This is a genomic window from Nocardioides marmotae, assembly GCF_013177455.1.
Lineage (GTDB): Bacteria > Actinomycetota > Actinomycetes > Propionibacteriales > Nocardioidaceae > Nocardioides > Nocardioides marmotae.
Window position 1 is genome coordinate 1,893,218 of sequence record NZ_CP053660.1, and the last position, 21,991, is coordinate 1,915,208.

26 protein-coding genes are annotated in these 21,991 nt (G+C 72.1%); 22 read left to right on the forward strand and 4 right to left on the reverse strand.

Annotated features, from left to right (window positions below):
* The first annotated feature begins 19 nt into the window (after positions 1 to 19).
* The 4 genes from HPC71_RS09120 to HPC71_RS09135 are packed head-to-tail and all read left to right on the forward strand — an operon-like array spanning position 20 to position 2,285.
* Entirely contained in the window at positions 20 to 793 is a 774-nt protein-coding gene (locus tag HPC71_RS09120; protein WP_171896592.1) for a class I SAM-dependent methyltransferase, read from the forward strand.
* Positions 794 to 835: 42 nt separating this feature from the next.
* Positions 836 to 1,408 carry a TetR/AcrR family transcriptional regulator gene (locus HPC71_RS09125; RefSeq protein ID WP_154614522.1) on the forward strand — a complete coding sequence of 191 codons (573 nt, stop codon included), beginning with the start codon at positions 836 to 838 and terminating at the stop codon, positions 1,406 to 1,408.
* A complete protein-coding gene (locus HPC71_RS09130; RefSeq protein WP_171896593.1) occupies positions 1,405 to 1,908 on the forward strand; it encodes an FBP domain-containing protein in 504 nt (167 codons plus the stop codon). Before HPC71_RS09125 ends, HPC71_RS09130 begins: the two co-directional genes overlap by 4 nt.
* A 17-nt stretch (positions 1,909 to 1,925) precedes the next feature.
* Positions 1,926 to 2,285, forward strand: coding sequence for an MmcQ/YjbR family DNA-binding protein (locus HPC71_RS09135; protein ID WP_171896594.1), 360 nt, complete (start codon positions 1,926 to 1,928; stop codon positions 2,283 to 2,285).
* 27 nt (positions 2,286 to 2,312) lie between these two features.
* On the opposite strand, the gene HPC71_RS09140 is transcribed toward HPC71_RS09135, so the two are convergent.
* Both HPC71_RS09140 and HPC71_RS09145 read right to left on the reverse strand, forming a co-directional pair.
* Positions 2,313 to 3,044, reverse strand: a complete 732-nt coding sequence (locus HPC71_RS09140; RefSeq protein WP_253943967.1) for an ion channel — start codon at positions 3,042 to 3,044, stop codon at positions 2,313 to 2,315.
* Positions 3,041 to 3,610, reverse strand: coding sequence for a DUF1707 SHOCT-like domain-containing protein (locus tag HPC71_RS09145; RefSeq protein ID WP_171896595.1), 570 nt, complete (start codon positions 3,608 to 3,610; stop codon positions 3,041 to 3,043). The genes HPC71_RS09140 and HPC71_RS09145 overlap by 4 nt, the downstream gene beginning before the upstream one ends.
* Before the next feature lie 137 nt (positions 3,611 to 3,747).
* Here HPC71_RS09145 and HPC71_RS09150 point away from each other — a divergent pair, with 137 nt between their 5' ends.
* The 15 genes from HPC71_RS09150 (at position 3,748) to HPC71_RS09220 (ending at position 17,201) form a co-directional block, all read left to right on the forward strand.
* Entirely contained in the window at positions 3,748 to 4,521 is a 774-nt protein-coding gene (locus HPC71_RS09150) for an MlaE family ABC transporter permease (RefSeq protein WP_154614520.1), read from the forward strand.
* Between the two features lies 1 nt (position 4,522).
* The gene (locus tag HPC71_RS09155) at positions 4,523 to 5,362 is read left to right on the forward strand and encodes an MlaE family ABC transporter permease (protein ID WP_154611815.1); all 840 of its coding nucleotides are present in this window, start codon (positions 4,523 to 4,525) and stop codon (positions 5,360 to 5,362) included.
* Between the two features lie 6 nt (positions 5,363 to 5,368).
* Positions 5,369 to 6,682: an MCE family protein gene (locus HPC71_RS09160; protein WP_171896596.1), complete on the forward strand. Its 1,314-nt coding sequence runs from the start codon at positions 5,369 to 5,371 to the stop codon at positions 6,680 to 6,682.
* A complete protein-coding gene (locus tag HPC71_RS09165; RefSeq protein WP_171896597.1) occupies positions 6,679 to 7,740 on the forward strand; it encodes an MCE family protein in 1,062 nt (353 codons plus the stop codon). The genes HPC71_RS09160 and HPC71_RS09165 overlap by 4 nt, the downstream gene beginning before the upstream one ends.
* A gap of 13 nt (positions 7,741 to 7,753) precedes the next feature.
* Complete coding sequence (locus HPC71_RS09170; RefSeq protein WP_154611814.1) at positions 7,754 to 8,737, forward strand: MCE family protein; 984 nt, start codon at positions 7,754 to 7,756, stop codon at positions 8,735 to 8,737.
* 3 nt (positions 8,738 to 8,740) lie between these two features.
* A complete protein-coding gene (locus HPC71_RS09175) occupies positions 8,741 to 9,910 on the forward strand; it encodes an MCE family protein (RefSeq protein ID WP_154614519.1) in 1,170 nt (389 codons plus the stop codon).
* Positions 9,907 to 11,118 (forward strand): MCE family protein, encoded by a 1,212-nt coding sequence (locus HPC71_RS09180; RefSeq protein WP_154614518.1) that lies wholly within the window; start codon positions 9,907 to 9,909, stop codon positions 11,116 to 11,118. Before HPC71_RS09175 ends, HPC71_RS09180 begins: the two co-directional genes overlap by 4 nt.
* A 13-nt stretch (positions 11,119 to 11,131) precedes the next feature.
* Positions 11,132 to 12,364, forward strand: a complete 1,233-nt coding sequence (locus HPC71_RS09185) for an MlaD family protein (protein ID WP_154611811.1) — start codon at positions 11,132 to 11,134, stop codon at positions 12,362 to 12,364.
* Positions 12,361 to 12,909: an Rv1363c family protein gene (locus HPC71_RS09190; RefSeq protein WP_154614517.1), complete on the forward strand. Its 549-nt coding sequence runs from the start codon at positions 12,361 to 12,363 to the stop codon at positions 12,907 to 12,909. Before HPC71_RS09185 ends, HPC71_RS09190 begins: the two co-directional genes overlap by 4 nt.
* Positions 12,906 to 13,661, forward strand: a complete 756-nt coding sequence (locus HPC71_RS09195) for a hypothetical protein (protein WP_154614516.1) — start codon at positions 12,906 to 12,908, stop codon at positions 13,659 to 13,661. The genes HPC71_RS09190 and HPC71_RS09195 overlap by 4 nt, the downstream gene beginning before the upstream one ends.
* Positions 13,662 to 13,733: 72 nt before the next feature.
* On the forward strand, positions 13,734 to 14,792 hold the full coding sequence (locus HPC71_RS09200) for an NAD(P)/FAD-dependent oxidoreductase (RefSeq protein ID WP_253943968.1): 1,059 nt from the start codon (positions 13,734 to 13,736) through the stop codon (positions 14,790 to 14,792).
* Positions 14,789 to 14,983, forward strand: a complete 195-nt coding sequence (locus HPC71_RS09205; RefSeq protein WP_154611808.1) for a ferredoxin — start codon at positions 14,789 to 14,791, stop codon at positions 14,981 to 14,983. The genes HPC71_RS09200 and HPC71_RS09205 overlap by 4 nt, the downstream gene beginning before the upstream one ends.
* Before the next feature lie 4 nt (positions 14,984 to 14,987).
* Complete coding sequence (locus tag HPC71_RS09210) at positions 14,988 to 15,896, forward strand: 3-oxoacyl-ACP reductase (RefSeq protein WP_154611807.1); 909 nt, start codon at positions 14,988 to 14,990, stop codon at positions 15,894 to 15,896.
* Positions 15,897 to 15,907: 11 nt separating this feature from the next.
* Positions 15,908 to 16,687 (forward strand): SDR family NAD(P)-dependent oxidoreductase, encoded by a 780-nt coding sequence (locus HPC71_RS09215; RefSeq protein WP_154614515.1) that lies wholly within the window; start codon positions 15,908 to 15,910, stop codon positions 16,685 to 16,687.
* Between the two features lie 43 nt (positions 16,688 to 16,730).
* The gene (locus HPC71_RS09220) at positions 16,731 to 17,201 is read left to right on the forward strand and encodes a pyridoxamine 5'-phosphate oxidase family protein (protein WP_253943969.1); all 471 of its coding nucleotides are present in this window, start codon (positions 16,731 to 16,733) and stop codon (positions 17,199 to 17,201) included.
* Between the two features lie 182 nt (positions 17,202 to 17,383).
* On the opposite strand, the gene HPC71_RS09225 is transcribed toward HPC71_RS09220, so the two are convergent.
* The gene (locus HPC71_RS09225) at positions 17,384 to 17,986 is read right to left on the reverse strand and encodes a TetR family transcriptional regulator (protein ID WP_154611804.1); all 603 of its coding nucleotides are present in this window, start codon (positions 17,984 to 17,986) and stop codon (positions 17,384 to 17,386) included.
* A 217-nt stretch (positions 17,987 to 18,203) separates the two neighbouring features.
* On the opposite strand from HPC71_RS09225, the gene HPC71_RS09230 reads away from it, so the two are divergent.
* From HPC71_RS09230 to HPC71_RS09240, 3 genes are read left to right on the forward strand one after another with little or no spacing between them, the layout of a single operon-like run.
* Positions 18,204 to 19,487: a glycosyltransferase family 4 protein gene (locus HPC71_RS09230; RefSeq protein ID WP_171896598.1), complete on the forward strand. Its 1,284-nt coding sequence runs from the start codon at positions 18,204 to 18,206 to the stop codon at positions 19,485 to 19,487.
* On the forward strand, positions 19,474 to 20,232 hold the full coding sequence (locus HPC71_RS09235; protein ID WP_171896599.1) for a class I SAM-dependent methyltransferase: 759 nt from the start codon (positions 19,474 to 19,476) through the stop codon (positions 20,230 to 20,232). Before HPC71_RS09230 ends, HPC71_RS09235 begins: the two co-directional genes overlap by 14 nt.
* Positions 20,225 to 21,322 carry a prenyltransferase gene (locus tag HPC71_RS09240; protein WP_154614513.1) on the forward strand — a complete coding sequence of 366 codons (1,098 nt, stop codon included), beginning with the start codon at positions 20,225 to 20,227 and terminating at the stop codon, positions 21,320 to 21,322. The genes HPC71_RS09235 and HPC71_RS09240 overlap by 8 nt, the downstream gene beginning before the upstream one ends.
* On the opposite strand, the gene HPC71_RS09245 is transcribed toward HPC71_RS09240, so the two are convergent.
* Positions 21,281 to 21,976: a class I SAM-dependent methyltransferase gene (locus HPC71_RS09245; RefSeq protein WP_253943970.1), complete on the reverse strand. Its 696-nt coding sequence runs from the start codon at positions 21,974 to 21,976 to the stop codon at positions 21,281 to 21,283. The genes HPC71_RS09240 and HPC71_RS09245 overlap by 42 nt on opposite strands.
* Positions 21,977 to 21,991: the final 15 nt, after the last annotated feature.

Here is a 21,991-nt window from a genome sequence, read left to right on the forward strand (position 1 = left end):
CCAGCGAGGAGGCATCCCGGTGAGCGAGCAGTTCTACGCGGATGCCCAGCTGTACGACCGGTTGTTCCCCGGAGGTGAGGAGGCCCTCGCCTTCTACCGTGCCGAGGCTGACCGGCAGGGCGGGAGCGTCCTCGAGCTCGGGTGCGGGACCGGGCACAAGCTGATCCCGATCGCGTCCGACGGTCATCCGTGCACGGGCCTGGAGCTCTCGCCGGCGATGCTTGCCGAGGCTCGGCGCAAGGCGGACGAGCGCGGAGTGGCGGTCGAGTGGCTGCAGGGCGACATGCGCCGGCTCGAGCTGGGCCGGACGTTCGACCTCGTCCTCATCGCCGCCAACTCACTGCTCCACCTCCATGAGGCCGACGACCTGGTGGCGTGCTTCCGGACGGTGCGCCGGCACCTCGCGCCGGGGGCGCGGCTCGTCCTCGACGTGTTCAACCCCAGCGTGCACCTGCTCGCCCAGGCCGACGGCGTACGACGCAGGCGCGACGCGTTGTCGTTCATGGATCCCGATCGGGGCGTCGTGCACGTCGATGTGGAGGAGAGGTACGACGCGGCCGCACAGGTCACGCGCGGGACGTGGTTCTTCTCCGCCGACGGCGAGGCCGACTTCGTCGTCGCGCCGCTCGAGATGAGGAGCATCTTTCCCCAGGAGCTGCCGCTGCTGCTCGCGCTCGGCGGTCTCCGCGCCGTCGAACGCTTCGGCGACTGGTCCCGCGGCCCCCTCACCGCCGCAGCCGCCATCCAGGTCTACGTCTGCACGCCGGATGGACCGGGATCCGCCGGGCCGTGAGCCGAGCTGGCGCCGGGACCTACGTGACATAGGCTGGTGCCTATGACCATTAGGAAGGGCCTGACCGCCGAGCGGGTGGTGACGGCCGCCGCCGAGCTCGCCGACGAGGTCGGCCTCGAGCAGGTCGGCCTCTCGACCCTCGCGCGCCGCCTCGACGTCAAGCCGGCCAGCCTCTACAGCCACGTCGCCGGCGCCGAGGACCTGCGCACGCGGGTCACCCTGCTCGCCCTGGCCGACCTCGCCGACCGCGCGGCGGACGCGCTGGCCGGGCACTCCGGCCCGGACGCCCTCCGCGCCCTCGCCGACGTCCACCGGGAGTACGCCGCCACCCACCCCGGTCGGTACGACGCCGCCCGGGGGCGCCTGGACGCCGCATCGGCCGCGGCCAGCGCCGGCCCGCGCCTGGCGTCGCTGCTCCGGGCGGCCCTGGCGGGCTACCGGCTCGGCGAGCCGGAGGAGACCCACGCGGTCCGCCTCGTGGGCAGCGTCGTCCACGGCTTCGTCAGCCTCGAGCGCGCGGGCGGCTTCGACCACAGCGCGCCGGCCGCCCAGGAGAGCTGGGAGCGGATCGTGGACAGCCTCGACGCCACCCTGGCCGGCTGGGGCGCCTCGTGAGAGCCGTCGACGAGCGCGCGCTGCGCTCCTGCTTCGTCAACGCCAGCCGCGGGGAGGCCACCCGGCTGCGCCTGCCGGGCGACCTGGCCGAGCGCCGGTGGGACGACCTGGACTTCCTCGGCTGGGTCGACGACCGCTCGCCGCTGCACGCCTACCTCGTGGTGGCCGACGAGGAGGACCGGCTCCTCGGCGTGCAGCTGCGCCGGGCGCCGAGCGGCGTCGGGCCGCGGCGGGCCCGGATGTGCTCGCTGTGCCTGACGACCCACCCCGGCCAGGGCGCCGCGCTGCTGGTCGCCCCGCGCGCGGGCCGCTCGGGCCGGGCCGGCAACACCGTCGGCATCGACGCGTGCGCCGACCTCGCGTGCTCGGCGTACGCCCGGGGCCTGCGACCGCTCCCGGCGCTCATGCGGGTGCCCGAGACGCTCACCGTGGAGGAGCGCGCGGCGCGGCTGCGGCGCAACCTGCTGGCCTTCGTCGACCGGGTGCGGGCCCCGGGCTGAGGTCCTAGGGTCGAGCCGTGGACGTCGAGCGGATGCAGGCCCACTGCCTGGCCAAGCCGGGTGCGTGGCCCGACGACCCGTGGGGCCACGAGCACCCGGTCATCAAGGTCGGCCCCGAGGGCCGGGCCAAGATCTTCGCCTTCCTGCGCGCCGACGGCGTCGGGATCAAGGCCGGCAGTCGCGAGGTCGCCGACGAGTGGCTCGACCGGCACCCGGGCCGGGCGCACGTGATGGCCTACATCGGCCGGTCCGGCTGGAACGACCTGTCCTACGACATCCCCGACGACGAGCTGCTCGAGGCCGTCGACGAGTCCTACCGGCTCGTGGTCGAGACCCTGCCGCGCAAGCACCGCCCGGAGGGCTGGGACGCGGGGTGAGGGCCGGGCGAGGGGTCTGGGAAGGGCTCAGTCGCGCCGGGGCTGGCGCGCCACGATGAGCCCGACGAGACGGGAGACCACGAGCGCGACGTAGAGGACGCCGACGACCATCTCGACCATGACCAGCGACCGGGCGTGCGGCTCGACCGGCACCACGTCGGAGAGCCCCACGCTGGTGAGCACCGAGAAGGACAGGTAGAGCAGCTCGAACCAGCTGCGGTCGTCGGCGGAGTCGGTGCCGATGAAGCCGCCGCCGAGGATGACCTGCGCCGCGGCGTACAGGTAGGCGAACCCCCAGGCGACGACGGTGAACGCCGCACCGGTGGCGTAGAGCTCGTCGGTGGTGACCCGGTCGTCGTGGAAGAGGTAGCGGATCATCGCGTAGGAGACGTAGAAGTAGAACGGCGCGTGCAGGAGCGCCGAGACCAGCACGATCCAGTCGGTGTCGGGGGAGAGCGCCTCGAGCACGGTGAAGACCACCGCGGGGCCGCCGATCAGCGCCGCGGACCAGCTCAGCGCCGGCGTGCGGCGCACCGCCCAGAGCGCGATGGTGACCACGGCGATCTGCACCACGCCGATGAACGCGCGGCCCACCGCCGAGCCCTCCAGGAACGGGTAGCCGAGCACGGCGACGAGCTGCACGAGGAGCAGGACCGCCGAGGGGTGCCGGCCGAGCACGCCGTGGACCCGCTGGTCGCGCGAGGGGTCGCGCGAGGGGTCGGGCGAGGGGTCGCGGCGGTGGACCGCGCGCCGGCTCACGGCCGGCGCCGGCCGCGCAGCGCCTTGGCCTGACGGCGCTGCAGCCGCTCGAGCTCGGTGGCGATCAGCTCCTGGCGGGTGACCAGGGTGCGGACCAGGTGGAAGCCGGTCACGGCCATCACGATGAGCGGCCAGGGGAAGTCCGGTGAGAACACACCGCCCCCGAAGGACGTGGCGACCCAGACGGCCCAGCAGATGAGGGTCGGGCCGATGAAGGCCAGGATCGCCGAGCGGCGGTGCGACTCCCACTCGCGCACGGCCATCCGCCGCAGGTCGTCGGGCCCGGCCGTGGCCAGGGCCGCCGACGCGCGCACGGGGGCCGGGGTGGTCGGCACCAGGTCGTCGAGGAGCGGGCGCAGCTCGCCGAAGGTGCGGGCCGCGGCGAGCCGGGTGGCCCGCTCGTCGTGCTCCTCGCGGGTCAGCCGCCCGTCGGCGTACGCCTCGCCGAGCACGCGCAGCACGACCTCGCGGTCGGCGTCGCCGGCACGCAGGCCGGCGTTGGCCTTGGCGCGGGGGTCGTGGGTGAAGGACGCCCAGGTCGAGGCGGGGTCCGGGGAGCTGGGCACGTCCGCATCCTAGGCGCGCCTCGGGCGTCACGCAGGTGGGGCGAGCCCCGACGTGGCCGTTCGGTGGACGACCGTTGCCCGAAACGAGAACAGGTTCTACGGTGGGCCCGCCGTCAACGACTGGGGAGGTGTGGCGGATGGGGTTTTCTGCTGTCTCCGTGATCCGGGGGCCGGGTGAATTGACGGCGATGGTCGTCGACGTCACCAAGCGCCTCTTCACCACCCGCTTCCAGGTGCGCGAGTTCATCGAGCAGGCCTGGTTCATCACCAGCGTGACCCTGATGCCGACGATCCTGGTCTCCGTGCCGTTCGGCGCGGTCATCTCCCTGCAGGTCGGCAACCTCACCGGCCAGCTCGGCGCCCAGTCCTTCGCCGGCGCCTCCGCGGTGCTCGCGGTGGTCCGCGAGGCCGCGCCCATCGCGGCCGCGCTGATCATCGCCGGCGCCGCGGGGTCGGCGATCTGCTCGGACATGGGCGCCCGCAAGATCCGCGAGGAGATCGACGCGATGGAGGTGCTGGGCGTCGACCCGCTCGCCCGGCTCGTGGTGCCCCGCGTGATGGCGACCGTCTTCGTCGCGCTGATGATCAACGGCCTGGTGATCTCGGCCGGGATCGGCGGCGGCTACTTCTTCACCGTCATCATCCAGGACGGCTCGGCGGGGGCGTTCCTGTCCTCCTTCACCGCGCTCGCGAGCCTGCCCGACCTCTACATCGCGATGGTCAAGGCGGCCGTCTTCGGATACCTCGCCGCGATCGTGGGCGCCTACAAGGGCCTCAACGCCGGTGGCGGGCCCAGCGGCGTGGGCCGCGCGGTCAACGAGTCGGTGATCGTCGCCTTCATGCTGCTGTTCTTCCTCAACGCGGTGATCACGGCCATCTACTTCCAAGTCGTCCCCCAGCACGGGCTCTGACATGGCTGCCATCACCGACCTCGGGACCTCCCTGCTCAAGGAGCGCCGCGCGCGCCTGGAGGAGTACGGCGACCAGCTGCTGTTCTACGTCAAGGCGCTCGCCTGGACCCCCCGCGCGATCCGCCGCTACCCGCGCGAGATCGCCAACACCCTCGCCGAGGTCTCCTTCGGCGTCGGCGGCCTCTCGGTCATCGCCGGCACCGTCGGCGTCATCGCGTTCCTGGCGTTCTTCGCCGGCACCGAGGTCGGCATCCAGGGCTACGCCTCGCTCAGCCAGCTCGGCGTCGCGAAGTTCACCGCGTTCATCTCGGCCTACTTCAACACCCGCGAGGTGGCCCCGCTGATCTCCGCGATCGCGCTGGCCGCGACCGTCGGCTGCGGCTACACCGCGCGGCTGGGCGCCATGCGGATCAGCGAGGAGATCGACGCCCTGGAGGTGATGGGCATCCCGTCGCTGCCGTTCCTGGTCACGACCCGGATGGTCGCGGCGTTCATCGCCGTCATCCCGCTCTACGTGGTGGCGCTCAGTGCGTCGTACCTCTCGCCGCGCCTGATCACCACGATGATCTACGGCCAGTCCGCCGGCACCTACGACCACTACTTCCTGCAGTTCCTGCCACCCATCGACATGCTGTGGTCGTTCTTCAAGCTGATCTTCCTGGCGGTCGCGATCATCCTGATTCACTGCTACTACGGCTACACCGCCTCGGGCGGCCCGGCCGGGGTCGGCATGGCCGTGGGCAAGGCGATCCGGACCAGCATCGTGACCACCGTCGTCGCCGACTTCTTCCTCAGCTTCGCCATCTGGGGCTCCACCACCACCGTGCGGATCACGGGGTAGCGCGGCGTGCTGGTCAACGTCCACCACGACACCCCCGCCGAGCACCGCAGGCTGCTCGTCGCCGGGGTCGTCTTCGTGACCGCCATCGCGCTGCTCCTGTGGCTCTCGGTGGCGATCTACAACAAGGAGTTCGAGCGCTCCACCCGGATGCGGCTGGAGGCCGACCGGGCCGGCCTGCAGCTGGCCGTCAACGGCGACGTGCGCTTCCACGGCGTGCTGGTCGGCCGGGTGGACACCATCGGCCAGGACGGCGAGCAGGCGGTGATCGACCTGGCGCTCCAGCCGGACGCGGCCCGCGACATCCCGCGCAACGTGCGGGTGGAGATCCTGCCGACGACGCTGTTCGGCCAGAAGTACGTCTCGCTGGTGGAGCCCGACGAGCCCTCGTCCGAGCCGGTCGCCGACGGCGACGTGGTGCCCCAGGACCGGGTCGAGACCAACGTCGAGCTCAACCGGATCCTCGCGAACCTCTTCCCGCTGCTGCGCTCGGTGCGGCCCGCGGAGCTCAACAGCACCCTCTACGCGCTCGCCTCGGCACTCGCCGGCCGCGGCGAGGAGGTCGGCGCGCTGCTGGAGCGGCTCGACGGGTTCACCGGGCGCCTCGCCGACCGGCTGCCGAACCTCGAGCGCGACCTCGAGCTGATCGCGGACGTCTCGGCGACCTACGAGCGGGCGACGCCCGACGTGCTGCGGCTGCTGCGCAACGCCACCGTCTCGGCCCGCACGCTGGTCGACCAGGAGGCGCAGCTGTCCTCCTTCATCGGGGACGTCACCGGCATGGCCGAGACCACGACGCGGGTGCTGGCCGAGAACGAGGACGGCATCATCCGCCTCGGCGAGCTGTCCCGGCCGCTGCTGCGGCTGCTCGACACCTACGCCCCGCAGTACCCCTGCCTGCTGAAGGGGTTGGACATCTACACCGCCAAGCTCTCGGAGATCTTCAAGAACGACCGGGTCAACCAGGTGCTCGAGCTCGGCTCGGTGCAGAAGCCGGCGTACGACGCCGGCGACCGCCCGCAGTACGGCGAGGTCGGCCACGGCCCGTGGTGCGCGGGGCTGCCGAGCCCGACCGGCCCCAACAGCACGCCGCTGGCCGACGGCAGCGACCAGGACGAGATCGTCGGCTCGACCCTGCCGTTCCGGAGCATCGACCCCTCGACGTACCGCAACCCCACCAAGGGGTACGCCGGCACCGTCCCCGAGCAGCGCCTGGTCAACGTGCTGCTGGCCTCCGAGGCGGGGCTGTCCTACCGCGACCTCGGCTCGCTCTCGGCGCTGCTCTACGGCCCCCAGCTGCGGGGGACGGTGGTGGAGCGGTGAGCCGGAACTCCACGACCATCGTCGCCGGCGTCAAGCTCGGCATCTTCACCCTCACCTCGGTCCTGGTGACCGGGCTGCTCGCGGTGATCATGGGCAACATCGGCTTCGGCGACAAGCGCACCGTGACCGCGGAGTTCACCAGCGCGAGCATGCTCCAGGAGGGCGACGACGTCCGGATCGCCGGCATCCCGGTCGGCGAGGTGACGTCGATCGAGCTGCACGAGCGCAGCCGGGCGATGGTCCGCTTCACCGTCGCCGCCGACGTCCCGCTGACCACCACCAGCCGCGCCGAGATCCGCTACCTCAACGTCGTCGGCGACCGCTACCTCGCCCTCGAGGAGGGGCCCCCGGGCGGGAAGCGGCTCGGCGACGACGCGCGGATGCCGGTCAGCCGCACCGAGCCCGCGCTGGACCTCACGGCGCTCTACAACGGCTTCCAGCCGCTGTTCTCCGCACTGGAGCCCGCGGCGGTCAACGAGCTCTCGCAGAACATCATCGACGTGCTCCAGGGGGAGTCCGGCACCGTCCAGGGCCTGCTCGCCCGCACCGCCTCGCTCACCACCACCCTCGCCGACCGCGACGAGCTGATCGGCGAGGTGATCACCAACCTCGACCGGCTGCTCGGCACCGTCGACCGCCGCCGCACCCAGCTCTCCGAGCTGGTGCTCGGGCTGGAGGAGTGGATGGGCAACCTCGCCGAGGACCGCGAGGTCATCGGCACCTCGGTGCAGAACCTCTCCGAGCTCACCGACACCGTCGCCGACCTGCTCACCCGCGCCCGCCCGCTGCTCGCCGAGGACGTCCGCGAGCTGCGGGTCCTGGTGAAGACGCTGGCGAAGAAGGAGAACCTCGAGGTGCTGACCGGCCTGCTCGAGCGCCTGCCCGAGGCGATGACCGACCAGACCCGGATCGGCACCTACGGGTCCTGGTACAACTACTACCTCTGCGACTTCGAGGGCAGCATCAAGCTCCCCAAGATCCTCGGCATCGACCTCGGCTGGCTCGAGGACGCGCTCAACGACCTGTCGTTCCACAGCACCGCTCCGAGGTGCCAGTGATGGGCGGTCGCTGATGGGCGCGCGCGGCAGGAGCGACCGCCAGGTCCTGCGCTTCGGCGTGGTGGCCCTCGTGGTGCTGCTCGTGGTGATGGCGGCGTCGTTCAACCTCCAGAAGTTCCCCGGGTTCCGCGGCACCGGCTACCACGCCGAGCTGACCGACGCGAGCGGGCTGCGGCCGGGGCAGATGGTGCAGATCGCCGGCAAGCGGGTCGGGCGGGTCAACGCCATGACGGTCGAGGACGGCCTGGTGGTCGTCGACTTCGAGCTCGACTCCGGCACCGAGCTGGGCCCGGACAGCCGCGCCTCGGTCGAGGTGCTCAACCTGCTGGGGGAGAAGTACCTCGAGGTGATCCCCAGCGACGAGGGTCAGCTCGACGAGGGCGGGACGATCCCGGTCGAGAACACCCGGGCGGCCTACGACATCGTCGACGTGCTCGGCGACCTGACCACGACGACCGAGTCGATCGACGACCAGCAGCTCAGTGAGGCGCTGGACGTCATCTCCGAGACCCTCGACGGCGCCGCCCCGGAGATCCAGCAGAGCTTCACCGGCCTCTCCCGGCTCTCGCGCACCATCGCGACCCGCGACGAGGACCTGGCGGGGCTCCTGGACCGCGCGGAGTCGGTCACCGGCCTGCTCGCCGACCGCCGCGGCGACCTGGTGGAGCTGATGGCGAGCAGCAGCCAGGTCTTCGACGAGCTCGACCGGCGCGAGGAGGCCATCCACCGGCTGCTGGTCAACGCCCGGACGCTCGCGGTGCAGCTCAAGGGGCTCGCCCAGGACAACGAGGACGAGATCGGCCCCGCGCTGCGCGACCTGCGGACCGTGACCACCATGCTCCGCGACCGGCGCGGGCAGCTGCGCGAGACCGCCAAGGCGGTCGGCCCCTACGCCGACATCCTCGGCCACATCGTCGGGACCGGTCCGTGGTTCGACGCCTACCTCGTCAACCTGCTCGGCCTCGCCGGCGAGTTCGTCCCCGGACGGAGGAGCTGACCCGTGCCCCGACTGACCCTCCGCGCCGCCGGCGCCCTGGTCGCCGCGCTGCTGCTGGTCGGCACCGTGCTCGTGCTCGTCGGCGGCGACGGCGGTGGCCAGAAGAAGGTGACCGCCCACTTCGCCCGCGCCGTCAGCATCTATCCCGGCACCGAGGTCCGGATCCTCGGCGTGCCCGTCGGCGAGGTGACCGCGGTGGTCCCCGAGGGGACGTCCGTGCGCGTCGACATGGTGTACGACGCCTCCTACGACGTGCCCGCGGACGCCCGGGCCGTCATCGTCACCCCGACGCTGGTGGCCGACCGGTTCGTCCAGCTCACCCCGGTGCACACCGAGGGCCCGGTGCTGGCCGACGGCGCCGACATCCCGCTCGCGGAGACCGCGAGTCCGGTCGAGCTGGACCGCATCTACGAGAGCCTCTCGACCCTCGCCAACGCGCTCGGACCCAACGGCGCCAACAGGAACGGCTCGCTGGACACGCTGCTCGCCTCCGGCGCGGAGGCGCTCGACGGGCAGGGCCGCACCGCCAACCAGCTGATCCGCGACCTCTCCGCCGCCGCGACCACCTTCGGCGACAACAGCGGCGACCTCTTCGGCACCGTCCGGCAGCTCGACGCCTTCACCCGCACGCTGGCCCGCAACGACGGGCTGGTCGATGAGTTCATGGGCGACCTCGCCCGGGCCACGAACCAGCTCTCCGGGGAGCGCCAGGAGCTCGGCCAGGCGCTCGAGGCGCTCGCCGGGGCGGTCGGCACCGTCGAGGCCTTCGTCAAGGACAACCGCAAGGCGCTGGTCGGCGAGGTCGAGGACCTCACCGACGTGCTCGACGTGCTCGTCGCCGAGCAGGAGTCGTTGACCATGGCGATCGAGAAGGGCCCGCTCGGCCTCGGCAACCTCGCGCTCGGCTTCGACACCAAGACCGGCTCGCAGAACGCCCGGATCCAGGTCGGCCCGAACGTCGAGGACCTCGACGGGTTCCTCTGCGCGATCGTCACCAACGCCGGCGTCCCGGCCGCGCGCACCGTCTGCCGGCTGCTGGAGTCGCTGCTCGAGCCGCTCGGGCTGGGCCTGCCCACCGGGCCGGCGCGCGCCGCCGCCCCCGACACCCGGGTGCCCGGCGAGGCCGTCCCGGCCCAGGACCTGCGCGAGCTGCTCGGAGGTGGTCCCCGATGACCCGTCCCCGCCCCCGATCCCGCCCGCGTCAGCGGAGGGCCCTGGTCGGCCTGGCCTCGCTCGCGGCGGCGGTCCCGCTGCTGGCCGCGTGCGACTTCGACGGCGCCTACGACCTGCCGCTGCCCGGCAGCCCGGTCAGCGGCGAGGAGACCTTCACGGTGACCGCGGAGTTCCACGACGTGCTCAACGTCGTGCCCCGCTCGCCGGTGATGGTGAGCGACGTCGTGGTCGGCGAGGTGGACGAGGTCGACCGCGACGGGTGGAACGCCGTCGTACGGCTCAAGATCCGCAGCGACATCGAGCTGCCCGACAACGCCGTCGCGGAGATCCGGCAGACCAGCCTGCTGGGGGAGAAGTACGTCGCGCTCGAGGAGCCCACCGGGCGGGCCCGCGGCCGGCTCGAGGACGGCGACCGGCTCGAGCTCGCCGACACCGGCCGCAACCCGGAGGTCGAGGAGGTGCTCGGCGCCCTGTCGTTCCTGCTCAGCGGCGGCGGCGTCGGCCAGATCAAGCAGATCAGCGACGAGGTCAACGACATGCTCTCCGGCCGCACCGACGACGTCCGCTCGCTCTTCGGCCAGCTCGAGGAGCTCGTCGGCGGACTGGACGAGCAGAAGGACGACATCGTCTCGGCGATGGAGTCGCTCAACCGGCTCGCCGCCACCCTCAACCGCGAGTCCCGCACGATCACCGACGCGATCGAGGCGACCGGGCCGGCGCTGGAGGTGCTCAACCAGCAGCACGAACAGCTGGTCGCGATGCTGGGCCAGCTCGACGAGCTCGGGGAGGTCGGCACCCGGGTCATCAACGGCACCAAGGAGAACCTGCTGGCCGACCTCGACCACCTGCGCCCGATCCTGAAGCGGCTCAACGAGACCGGCGACTCCCTGCCGCGCGGTCTGTCGCTGCTGATCAGCTTCCCGTTCCCCGAGCAGGCCAGCGAGATCGTCAAGGGCGACTACGCCAACGCCAAGTTCGCCCTCGATGTCTCGCTGGAGGGGCTGACCCAGCTCATCGAGCAGCCCGGCGACGGGCCGAGCATCCCGCTGCCCGACATCCCCGGGCTCCCGGACCTGCCCGACATCCCGCTGCCCGACATCCCGGGCCTGCCGACGCTGCCCGGCCTCGGCCGGACCGCCACGGACGGCTACACCCACGACGCCTCGGTCGGCACCGGCGGCGGGCTGCTGGCAGGGGGACTGGGCTGATGGGGGACAAGGGATGACGCGCGGGGTCAAGGTCCGCCTGGCGCTCTTCGTCGCGCTGGCCGCCGTCGGCATCGTCTACATCACCGGCACCTACCTCGGCCTGGTCGACCGGGTGCTCGGCCGCGGGTTGACCATCTCCGCGACGCTGCCGGACTCCGGCGGCCTGTTCGTGGGCAGCGAGGTGACCTACCGCGGCGTCAAGATCGGCAAGGTCGCCTCGATGGAGGTCACCCGCGAGGGTCTCGAGGCCGAGCTCGCCCTCGAGGAGGGCACCAGGATCCCGCTGGACGCCCGGGTCGAGGTCCACAACCTCTCCGCGGTCGGCGAGCAGTACCTCGACATCGTCCCCGAGGACGGCCGGGGCCCGTACGCCGAGGACGGGGACGTCCTCGTCGGCGACGACGCGAGCCTGCCGATCGGTGAGGACGAGCTCCTGGTCGACCTCGACGCCCTGGTCGCCTCGGTCGACAAGGGCAACCTCTCCACCGTCATCGAGGAGCTCGGCCTGGCCTTCCAAGACACCGCCGGCCCGCTCGAGGAGATGGTCGACAGCGGCTCGCGCTTCGTCGAGGCGGCCCTGGCCAACGAGGAGGCGACCTTCCGCCTGCTCGACAACGGCCGGACCGTCCTGCAGACCCAGCAGCGCCACCGCGAGGACATCCGCACCTTCGCCCGCTCGCTGGCCGACCTGACCGGCACCCTGCGCGGCAAGGACCCCGAGCTGCGCACCGTCCTCGAGGGCGGCGCCAGCGCCGTGCGCGAGGTCGAGCGGCTGATGGCCGGCCTGGAGCCCACGATGCCGGTCTTCATCGGCAACCTGGTCACCCTCAACCAGATCGTCACCACCCGGCTGCCCGCCGTCGAGCAACTGCTCGTGACGTTCCCCAAGATCGTCGCCAACGGCTTCACCGGCACGCCCGGGGACGGCTACGGCCACATCAACCTCCAGCTCGCGCAGAATCCCGGGCCGTGCCGCGAGGGCTTCATGCCCAGCGACCAGTGGCGGCCCGCGAGCGACCTCGCCGACAACGAGACCTACCCGGCGACCTGCCGCTCCGGGGCGCCGTACAACCAGCGCGGCCCGAAGTACGCGCCGCGCTTCGGCGGCAGCACCAGCCGGGTCGCGCCGGGGGCTACCCTCGCCGACGAGCCGGCCGTGACGGTCGGCAGCCGGGGCGGCCTGCAGGAGGTCTTCGGGGACGACGCGTGGCGCTGGATGCTCATCGGACCCCAGGAAGGGATGTGAGGGCCACCGTGCGCTCGAGATGGACCCTGTTCACAGCCGTGCTGGCCGTGCTCGCCGTGGGGCTGGCGGCCGCGATCGCGGTCACCGCCCTGCGCTCCGAGGACGGCCGGGACGCGCTCGACCGGGCGGTCACGGGCAGCGCCGGCCGGGGCGACGCGGAGCTGACCGCCGCCCACCGCGAGGTCGCCGAGGCCGCGCGCGACCTGACGCTGGCCTTCCTCGAGGTCGACCACGCGGACATGGAGCCGCTGACCGAGGACGTGCTGGCCCTCGCGACCGGCGAGTTCGCCGACCAGTACGCCGCGAACGTCGAGCAGCTCATCGAGGCCGCGAAGCGCAACAAGTCCGTCAGCACCGGCGAGGTGGTCGCCCTCGGCGTCGGGGATCTCGACGCCGACTCCGCGCTGGTCTACGTCGCCGCCGACAGCGAGGTCCAGAACGTCACCACCGACGGCACCAGCCAGCCCCGCTACTACCGCCTCCAGATCGACATGGTCCGCGAGGACGGCCAGTGGCTGGCCTCCAACGTGCAGTTCGTGGGATGAGAGAGCCGACCGTGACCCAGCCCGACACCCAGCCCGACGCCCACCCCGACACCAAGACCTGCGCGTACTGCGCGGAGACCATCAAGGCCGCCGCCATCCGCTGCCGCTACTGCGGCTCCGACCTCGATCCCGAGCCGCCGGTCGAGCAGGCGGTCGCGGAGCCGCCGGTCGAGGCCGCGCGCGCCGAGGACGTGGCGGCGCCACCGGCGATCGCCACCAGCTCGACCCCCGGCCCCCGCCGCTGGCCCGCCGGCGTGCTGGCCGTCGTGGTGGTCGCGCTCGCGGTGGTCTTCGTGCGGATGCTGACCGTGGACGAGCCCGAGGGCGACGTACCGGCCGGCACCACCCCGCTGGCCGGGGGCGTGGTGTTCGCCTCGGAGGGCGCGAAGTCGGCCGGCCTCAGCGCGGCGTCCGAGGCGGCGGAGAAGGTGCTGTCGTACTCCGCGGCCACCCTCGATGAGGACATGGCGGCCGCGCTGCCGCTGCTCGCGCCGAAGATGCAGACCGAGTACCGCGAGACCCTCGAGGCGATCCGCGAGGACACCGTGCGCAACGAGGCGAAGGTCGAGGCGAGCGTCGTGGCGGCCTCGGCGATCTCGGCCAGCGAGCACGACGTCAAGGCGCTGCTGTTCGTCAACCAGTCCACGACCGGCAAGAACGCCGAGCAGCCGCGGGCCGACCTCAATCGGGTCGTGGTGACCCTGCACCGCGACGCGGGGGACTGGGTCGTGACGGACCTCGACGCGCTCTGATAGAACTGTCCCCGACCGAACTGGAACACGTTCTAGTAGACCCCCTCGGGCGGGAGGAGCAGGATCGCCGCCGTGACCGCCACCACGCCGACCGACGCCCCCGACCCGACCCCCGACCCGACCCCCGCCCCGACCGCCGCCGCGACCGCTGACCGACCGCTGGTCGAGGTCGACCTGGTCGTGGTCGGCGCCGGCCCGACCGGGCTGTTCGCCACCTACTACGCCGGCTTCCGCGGCCACCGGGTCGCCGTGGTCGACTCGCTGCCGGAGCTCGGCGGCCAGGTGACGGCGATGTACCCCGAGAAGATGATCCTCGACGTCGCCGGGTTCCCTGCGGTCAAGGGCCGCGACCTGGTGGCCGGTCTCGTCGAGCAGGCCGCGACCGCGGACCCGACGTACCTGCTGGCCCGCACCGCGACCACCCTGGAGCACCACGACGACGGGGTCGTCGTCCACCTCGACGACGGCACCCGGGTCAGCGCCGGGGCGGTGCTGGTGACCGCCGGCATCGGCAAGTTCAGCCCGCGGGCGCTGCCGGCCGGCGAGGGCTGGCTGGGGCGGGGGCTGGAGTTCTTCGTGCCGAGCTTCGCGCCGTACGCCGGCAAGGACGTCGTCATCGTGGGCGGCGGCGACAGCGCCTTCGACTGGGCCCTGCACCTCGAGCCGGTCGCCGGCTCGGTGCGGCTGGTGCACCGCCGCGACGCCTTCCGCGCCCACGAGCGGACCGTCCAGCAGGTCCGGGACTCCTCGGTCGAGATCCTCACCCGCGCCGAGGTCACCGCGCTCCACGGCGCCGGGGCGCTGGAGTCGGTCGAGATCACCGTCGACGGTGAGCCCACGACGTACCCCGCCCAGGCGGTGGTCGCGGCGCTCGGCTTCCTCGCCGACCTCGGCCCGCTCCAGGAGTGGGGGATCGAGGTGCGCAAGCGGCACGTCGTCGTCGACTCCGCGATGCGCACCAACCTGCCGCGCGTCTTCGCGGCGGGCGACATCACCGAGTACCCCGGCAAGGTCCGGCTGATCGCCGTCGGCTTCGGCGAGGCCGCGACCGCCGTCAACAACGCGACGGTGGCGATCGACCCGACCGCCCACGTCTTCCCCGGCCACTCCAGTGAAGGGAACCAGTCATGAGCACGATCAAGGTCGACTTCGACCTCTGCGAGTCCAACGCGCTGTGCGAGGCGATGGCACCGGAGGTCTTCGAGCTCGACGACGACGACTACCTCCTGGTCAAGGCCGACGAGACCACGCCCGAGACCGAGGGCGACGTCCGACGAGCCGTGGCGGCCTGCCCGCGCGCGGCGATCTCCCTGGAGGGCTGACCCGATGACCAGCAGCGAGGACCTCTCCCTCGACGGCCGCGTCGCCGTCGTCACCGGCGCCGGCGCCGGGCTCGGCCGGGCCGAGGCGCTCGCCCTCGCGGCCGCCGGGGCGAAGGTCGTGCTCAACGACCTGCCCGGCGCCGCGGACGAGGCGGTCGAGGAGATCCGTGCCCGCGGCGGCGAGGCGACCGTCGTCGAGGGCGACGTCGCGGAGCGCTCGACCGCCGACGCGATGGTCGCCGCCGCCGTGGACGGCTTCGGCTCGCTCGACATCGTCGTCAACAACGCCGGCATGACGCGCGACCGGATGCTGTTCAACATGTCCGACGAGGAGTGGGACGCGGTCATCCGGGTCCACCTGCGCGGCCACTTCCTGCTCTCGCGCAACGCCGCGGCGTACTGGCGGGGCAGGTCGAAGGAGATCGACGGCCCCGTCTACGGGCGGGTCGTCAACACCGCCAGCGAGGCCTTCCTCGGCGGCTCGCCGGGCCAGCCGAACTACGCCGCCGCCAAGGCCGGCATCGCCGCGCTCACGCTCTCGACCGCCCGCGGCCTGGGCAGGATCGGCGTCCGCGCCAACGCGATCTGCCCGCGTGCCCGCACCGCGATGACCGCCGGCGTCTTCGGCGAGGACACCTCCGGGCAGGAGGTCGACCCCTACTCGCCCGACCACGTCGCGCCGCTCGTGGCCTACCTCGCCTCGCCGGCGGCGGAGGCGATCACCGGCCAGGTCTTCGTCGTGTACGGCGGGATGGTGGCGCTCGTCGCCGCGCCGGTCGTCGAGCAGCGCTTCGACGCCTCCGGGTCGGTCTGGGACCTCGAGGACCTCGCCAAGCAGGTCGGCGGCTACTTCGACGGCCGCGACCCCGCGGTCGGGTTCGCCGCCGACTCGATCATGCAGCTGACGGTCTGAGGAGGCTGGTCATGGGACGTCTCGCCGGGAAGGTCGCCATCGTCACCGGTGCCGCGATGGGCCAGGGGGCCGCGATCAGCCGCGCCTTCGTCGCCGAGGGCGCCGCGGTGGTCCTCGCCGACATCGCCAAGGACGCCGGGCAGGAGCTCGCCGACCAGCTGGCGGGCCAGGTGGCGGGGGAGTCCGGCGGTCGCGCGCACTTCGCGCACCACGACGTCGGCGACGCCGCCTCGTGGGCCTCGGTCGTCGAGGACGCGAACGCGCGCTTCGGGCCGGTCTCGGTGCTGGCCAACAATGCCGGGCTGCTGCGCTTCGGCGAGATCGCCACGATGCCCCAGGACGAGGTCGAGCTGCTCTTCCGGGTCAACCAGCTCGGCTGCTTCCTCGGCATGCAGGCCGTCACCGCGACCATGCGCGCGAACGGCGGCGGTTCGATCATCAACGCCTCCTCGGTCGAGGGCCTGGCCGGCATGGCGGGCTGTGCGGCGTACGCCGCCACGAAGTGGGCGATCCGTGGCATGACCAAGTGCGCCGCGATGGAGCTCGGCCCCCACGGCATCCGGGTCAACTCGGTGCACCCCGGGATGATCGACACCCCCATGACGCGCGTGCACGGCGGCGACGCCGCGATGGAGTACGGCGCCTCGAAGGTGCCGCTGCGCCGGGTCGGGACGCCTGCGGACATCGCCCCGCTGTACGTCTACCTCGCCTCCGAGGAGTCGGCGTACGTCAACGGCGCCGAGATCGCCATCGACGGCGGTGTGACGTCCACCCACGCGTTCGGTGGCTGAGCACTAGGTTCTGGGCATGGCAAACCAGCGCTCCCAAGTAGTGATGTCCCCCGACGAGGTGGACACCTTCCTCACCCAGCAACGCAGCTCGACCGTCGCCACGATGGGCCCGAACGGCCAGGTCCACCTCGTGGCCATGTGGTACGCCTGGCTCGACGGTCACGTCTGGCTGGAGACCAAGGCCAAGTCGCAGAAGGTCGTCAACCTCCGCCGGGACCCGCGGATGAGCTTCCTCGTCGAGACCGGCCACACCTACGACCAGCTGCGCGGGGTCTCCCTCGAGGGCAACGGCGTCGTGGTCGACGACGAGAAGACCGTCTGGGACGTCTGCGTCAACGTCTTCGAGCGCTACAACGCGCCGTACACCGAGGAGCTCCGCCCGTTCGTGGAGCTGATGGCCAAGAACCGCGTCGTCGTCCGCCTCGACGTCGACCGGGTCCGCAGCTGGGACCACCGCAAGCTCGGCCTGGACCCCCTCGAGCTCGGTGGCTCCACCGCCGCGTTCCTGGACTGACCCGCCGGCCTGATCGTCCTGGAACGGGAAGTTTCATCGGCCGGCCGCTGAAGCTCCCGGTTGGCCGCTGAAACTTCATCGGCCCGGCGACAGCTTCAGCGGCCGGCCGACAAAGCTGCCGGTTGGCCGCTGAAGCTTCATCGGCCCGGCGACAGTTCTATCGGCCGGCCGATAAAACGTCGTCAGTCGCGCAGGATCAGGTGGACGGCCCGCTCGATCTGGGCGCCGGTCTCGGCGGCGGTCATCCGGCCGGTGACCCAGCCGACGAGGGCGGAGAGCCACACGTCGCCGATCACACGGGCGATCGCGATGTCGTCGTCGGTGGGCTCGGGCTGCTCGGGGTGCATGGCCCGGGTGAGCATCGAGGTGAGCAGCATGCCGACCTGGTGGATCTCGGCCTGGACCGAGGCGTCGGCGAACATGAACGCGCGGGTCAGCGCCTCGGTCAGGTGCGGGCTGCTCTGCAGGCCGCGCGTGGTGCCCTTGAGGACGTTGATGACCCGCTCGGAGGCGGTGTCGCCGGGGACCTCGACGTCGCGGCGGGCGGCCTCGGTGCGCTCGAACTCCCGGCCGAGCGCGCTGACGAGCAGGTGGATCTTGGAGGGGAAGTAGCGGTACAGCGTGCCGAGGGCGACCTCGGCCTGGTCCGCGACGGCGCGCATCTGCACCGCGTCGAAGCCGCCCTTGGTGGCGAGGTCGATCGTGGCGTCGAGGATCCGCTTGCGGCGGTCGCGCTGCGCGGCGGATCCGAGATCCTCCACGTTGAGGGAGTTGATGGTGCTCATCGGCGCTGTCCTCGGGTGCTCGTGACGGTCATGACGCCCATTGTCCTGCCTAGACCGGCGTGATGCGGAACCGGAACCCGACCGCCGGTATGTGGCACTAGGCTACCGGTACGTAGTCCATGATAGGAACACGTTCCAGTTCGTCCGGCCCGGCGTGTCAAGCATCCGGCGTGTGTCCGGATGTCGGCAACGGCAACGTCGAGAAAGGTCGTGACGCGTGCGGATCGCGATGCTGTCCTACCGCAGCGCCCCCCACACCGGTGGGCAGGGCATCTACCTGCGGCACCTGACCCGCGAGCTGGCCAACCTCGGCCACGACGTGGAGGTGTTCTCCGGGCAGCCCTACCCCGAGCTCGACCACCCCGACGTACGGCTGACCAAGGTCCCCAGCCTGGACCTCTACCGCCAGCCCGACCCGTTCCGGGTGCCCAAGCTGCACGAGTTCCGCGACCGCATCGACGTCGAGGAGTTCCTCACAATGTGCGCGGCCGGCTTCCCGGAGCCGAAGACCTTCAGCTCCCGCGTCGCGCGGGTCCTGCGGGACCGCGTCGAGGACTTCGACATCGTGCACGACAACCAGGTGCTCGGCTACGGCATGCTCGACATCGAGAAGATGGGGCTGCCGCTCATCACCACGCTGCACCACCCGATCACCTTCGACCGGCGCATCGACATCGCGCAGACCCGCAACCCGTGGCGGAAGTTCACGCTGTGGCGCTGGTACGGCTTCCTGCGGATGCAGGCCAAGGTCGCCCGCGCCGCCCGCAAGATCCTCACCCCGTCCGAGGCCTCCAAGCGCGACATCGCCAAGGACTTCGGCGTCGACCCGGCCCGGATGCAGGTGATCCTGCTCGGCGTCGAGGACGGCTTCAAGCCGCCGACCAAGCCGCGGGTCCCGGGCCGGATCCTCGCCATGGCCAGCGCCGACGCCCCGATGAAGGGCATCGCCACGCTGCTGGAGGCCTTCGCCAAGCTGCGCACCGAGCGCGACGTGGAGCTGGTGCTCATCACCAAGCCCCGCCCGGGCGGCACGACCGAGAAGCTGATCGACAAGTACGCCATCGGCGACAGCGTCCGGTTCGTCAGCGGCGTCAGCGACGCCGAGCTGGTCGACCTGATGGGCTCGGCCGAGGTCGCCTGCGTGCCCTCGCTCTACGAGGGCTTCTCGCTGCCGACCGCCGAGCTGATGGCCTGTGCCACGCCGCTGGTGGTCTCGCGGGCGGGCGCCATCCCCGAGGTGACCGGCCCCGACGGCGAGGCGGCCGACCTGGTCACCCCCGGCGACGTCGGCGAGCTGACCCACGCGCTCGGCGCGCTGCTGGACGACCCCGAGCGTCGCGCCCGGATGGGTGCCGCGGGTCGCCGCCGGGTCGAGGAGATGTTCAGCTGGCGTGCCGTGGCGGTCAAGGTCGCCGCGGCGTACGAGGAAGTGATCGAGGACTACCGCCGCGAACGCGCCGCGGGTCCGTCGGACGAGAGGAACCACCGTGCTCACCGTTGACTTCGACCGCCTCGGGCTGCGCCCGGGGGACCGCGTGCTCGACATGGGCTGCGGCGCCGGGCGGCACGCCTTCGAGATGTACCGCCGCGGCGGTGACGTGATCGCGTTCGACATGGACGCCGACGAGCTGGCCAACGTGCGCGACCTCTTCGTCGCGATGAAGGAGGCCGGCGAGGTGCCCGAGGGTGCCGAGGCCGACGTCAAGGAGGGCGACGCGCTCCAGCTGCCCTTCGCCGACGGCGAGTTCGACCGGATCGTCGCCGCGGAGGTCCTCGAGCACATCTGGGCCGACGTCGACGCGATCAAGGAGATGGTCCGCGTGCTGCGGCCCGGCGGCACCCTGGCGATCTCGGTGCCCCGCTGGCTGCCGGAGGTCGTCAATTGGAAGCTCTCCTCGGACTACCACAACGCCGAGGGCGGCCACATCCGCATCTACACCGACCACGAGCTCATCGACAAGGTCACCAAGGCCGGCCGCCCCAACGACGGCACCCCCGGCGACGCGATGGTCTTCCTGGGCAAGGACTACGCCCACGGCCTGCACACGCCGTACTGGTGGATCAAGTGCGCGGTCGGCGTCACCAACGACGAGCACCCGCTCGCGAAGGCGTACCACAAGCTGCTGGTCTGGGAGATCATGAAGCAGCCCACCGCGCTCAAGGTGGCCGGCAAGGTCCTCGACCCGCTCATCGGCAAGAGCATGGTGCTCTACTTCCAGAAGCCCGCCGCGGGTGCCGATGTCTGAGCTGCTCCCGTACGTCGAGGGCGTGCTCAGCGCCTCCCAGGTCGCCGAGACCGCCGCCTCGATCGCGGCGATGCAGGAGGCCTCCGGTGCGGTCCCGTGGACGACGGGTGAGCACGTCGACATCTGGAACCACGTCGAGGCCGCGATGGCGATGCTCGTCGGCGGCCAGGTCGAGGCCGCCGAGCGCGCCTACGCCTGGGTGCCGACGATGCAGCGCGCCGACGGCTCGTGGCCGATGAAGATCGTGGCCGGCGAGGTCGACGACGAGCGCGGCGAGGTCAACATGTCGGCGTACTTCGCCGTCGGCCTCTGGCACCACTGGCTGGTCCGCCGCGACCTGGCTTTCGTCGAGCGGTTCTGGCCGAGCGTGCGCGCCGGCCTGGACTGGGTGGTCGGCCAGCAGCTGCCCTTCGGCGGGATCCGGTGGACCCCGACCGAGGAGGGCGCGCTGCTCGCCGGCTCCTCGAGCATCTACCAGTCGCTGCGGGCCGGCGTCGCGCTCGCCGACCTGCTCGACGACCCGCAGCCGGAGTGGGAGCTGGCCGGCGGCCGGCTCGGCCACGCCGTGCGCGAGCACCGCGACCTGTTCCTGGACAAGGCGACGTACTCGATGGACTGGTACTACCCGGTCCTCGGCGGCGCGGTCCGCGGCGACGCGGCCTTCGCGCTGCTCGAGACGCGGTGGGACGACTTCGTCGTGCCCGGCCTCGGCATCCGCTGCGTCGACACCAACCCGTGGGTGACCGGCGCGGAGACCTGTGAGCTGGTGATGGCCCTCGACGCGATCGGCGACCACCGCCGCGCGATGGGCCTGCTGGCCGACATGCAGCACCTGCGCGCCGAGGACGGCAAGTACTGGACCGGCTGGGTCTTCGGCGACGACGTCAACTGGCCCCACGAGTGGACGACGTACACCGCCGCCGCCGTGGTCCTCGCCGTCGACGCGCTCGGCGAGGTCGCCGGCCACGCGAGCGCCGGGTCGGGGATCATGCGCGGGACCTCGCTGGCCCCGCACTTCTCCGAGCTGGCGCTGGAATGCGGCTGCGCCTCAGCCGACGAGCTCGCCCGGAGCGCCGGCCGTCCGTCGTAGGACCCGCATGGAGCCCAGCGCCTCGACCTCCTCGAAGGCGCCGGACGCCAGCGCCCGCAGGAAGACGTGGTACGGCGCCTGGCCACCGTCGGCCGGGTGCTGGAACACGTCGTGGATGACCAGCAGGCCGCCGACCTCGAGCCAGCGGGCCCAGCCGGCGTAGTCGTTCTGCGCGTGCTCCTCGGCGTGCCCGCCGTCGATGAACAGCATCGACAGCGGGGTGCGCCAGTGCGCGCTGACCGTGGTGCTGCGGCCGATGACGGCGACGACCTGGTCCTCCAGGCCGGCCAGCCGCAGGGTGCGGCGGAAGGTCGGCAGGGTGTCCATCACGCCGAGCTCGGGGTCGACGAGGCTGGCGTCGTGGTGCTCCCACCCGGCCTGGTTCTCCTCCGAGCCGCGGTGGTGGTCGACGGTGAAGACGACCGCCTGCGGGCCGCCGACCTCGCGCGCCGCGGCGCCGAGGTAGATCGCCGACTTGCCGCAGTAGGTCCCCACCTCCAGCGCCGGCCCGTGGGCGAGGCGCTCGAGCGCCACCCGGTGCAGCAGCATGCCCTCGTCCTCGGGCATGAAGCCCTTGGCGGCGAGGGCGTGGCCGAGCCAGTCGGTGGGCCCGTCGGTGGGCTGGGCGGTCGCGTGGTCGGCCGTGTTCGTCACGGCGCCAGACTAGTA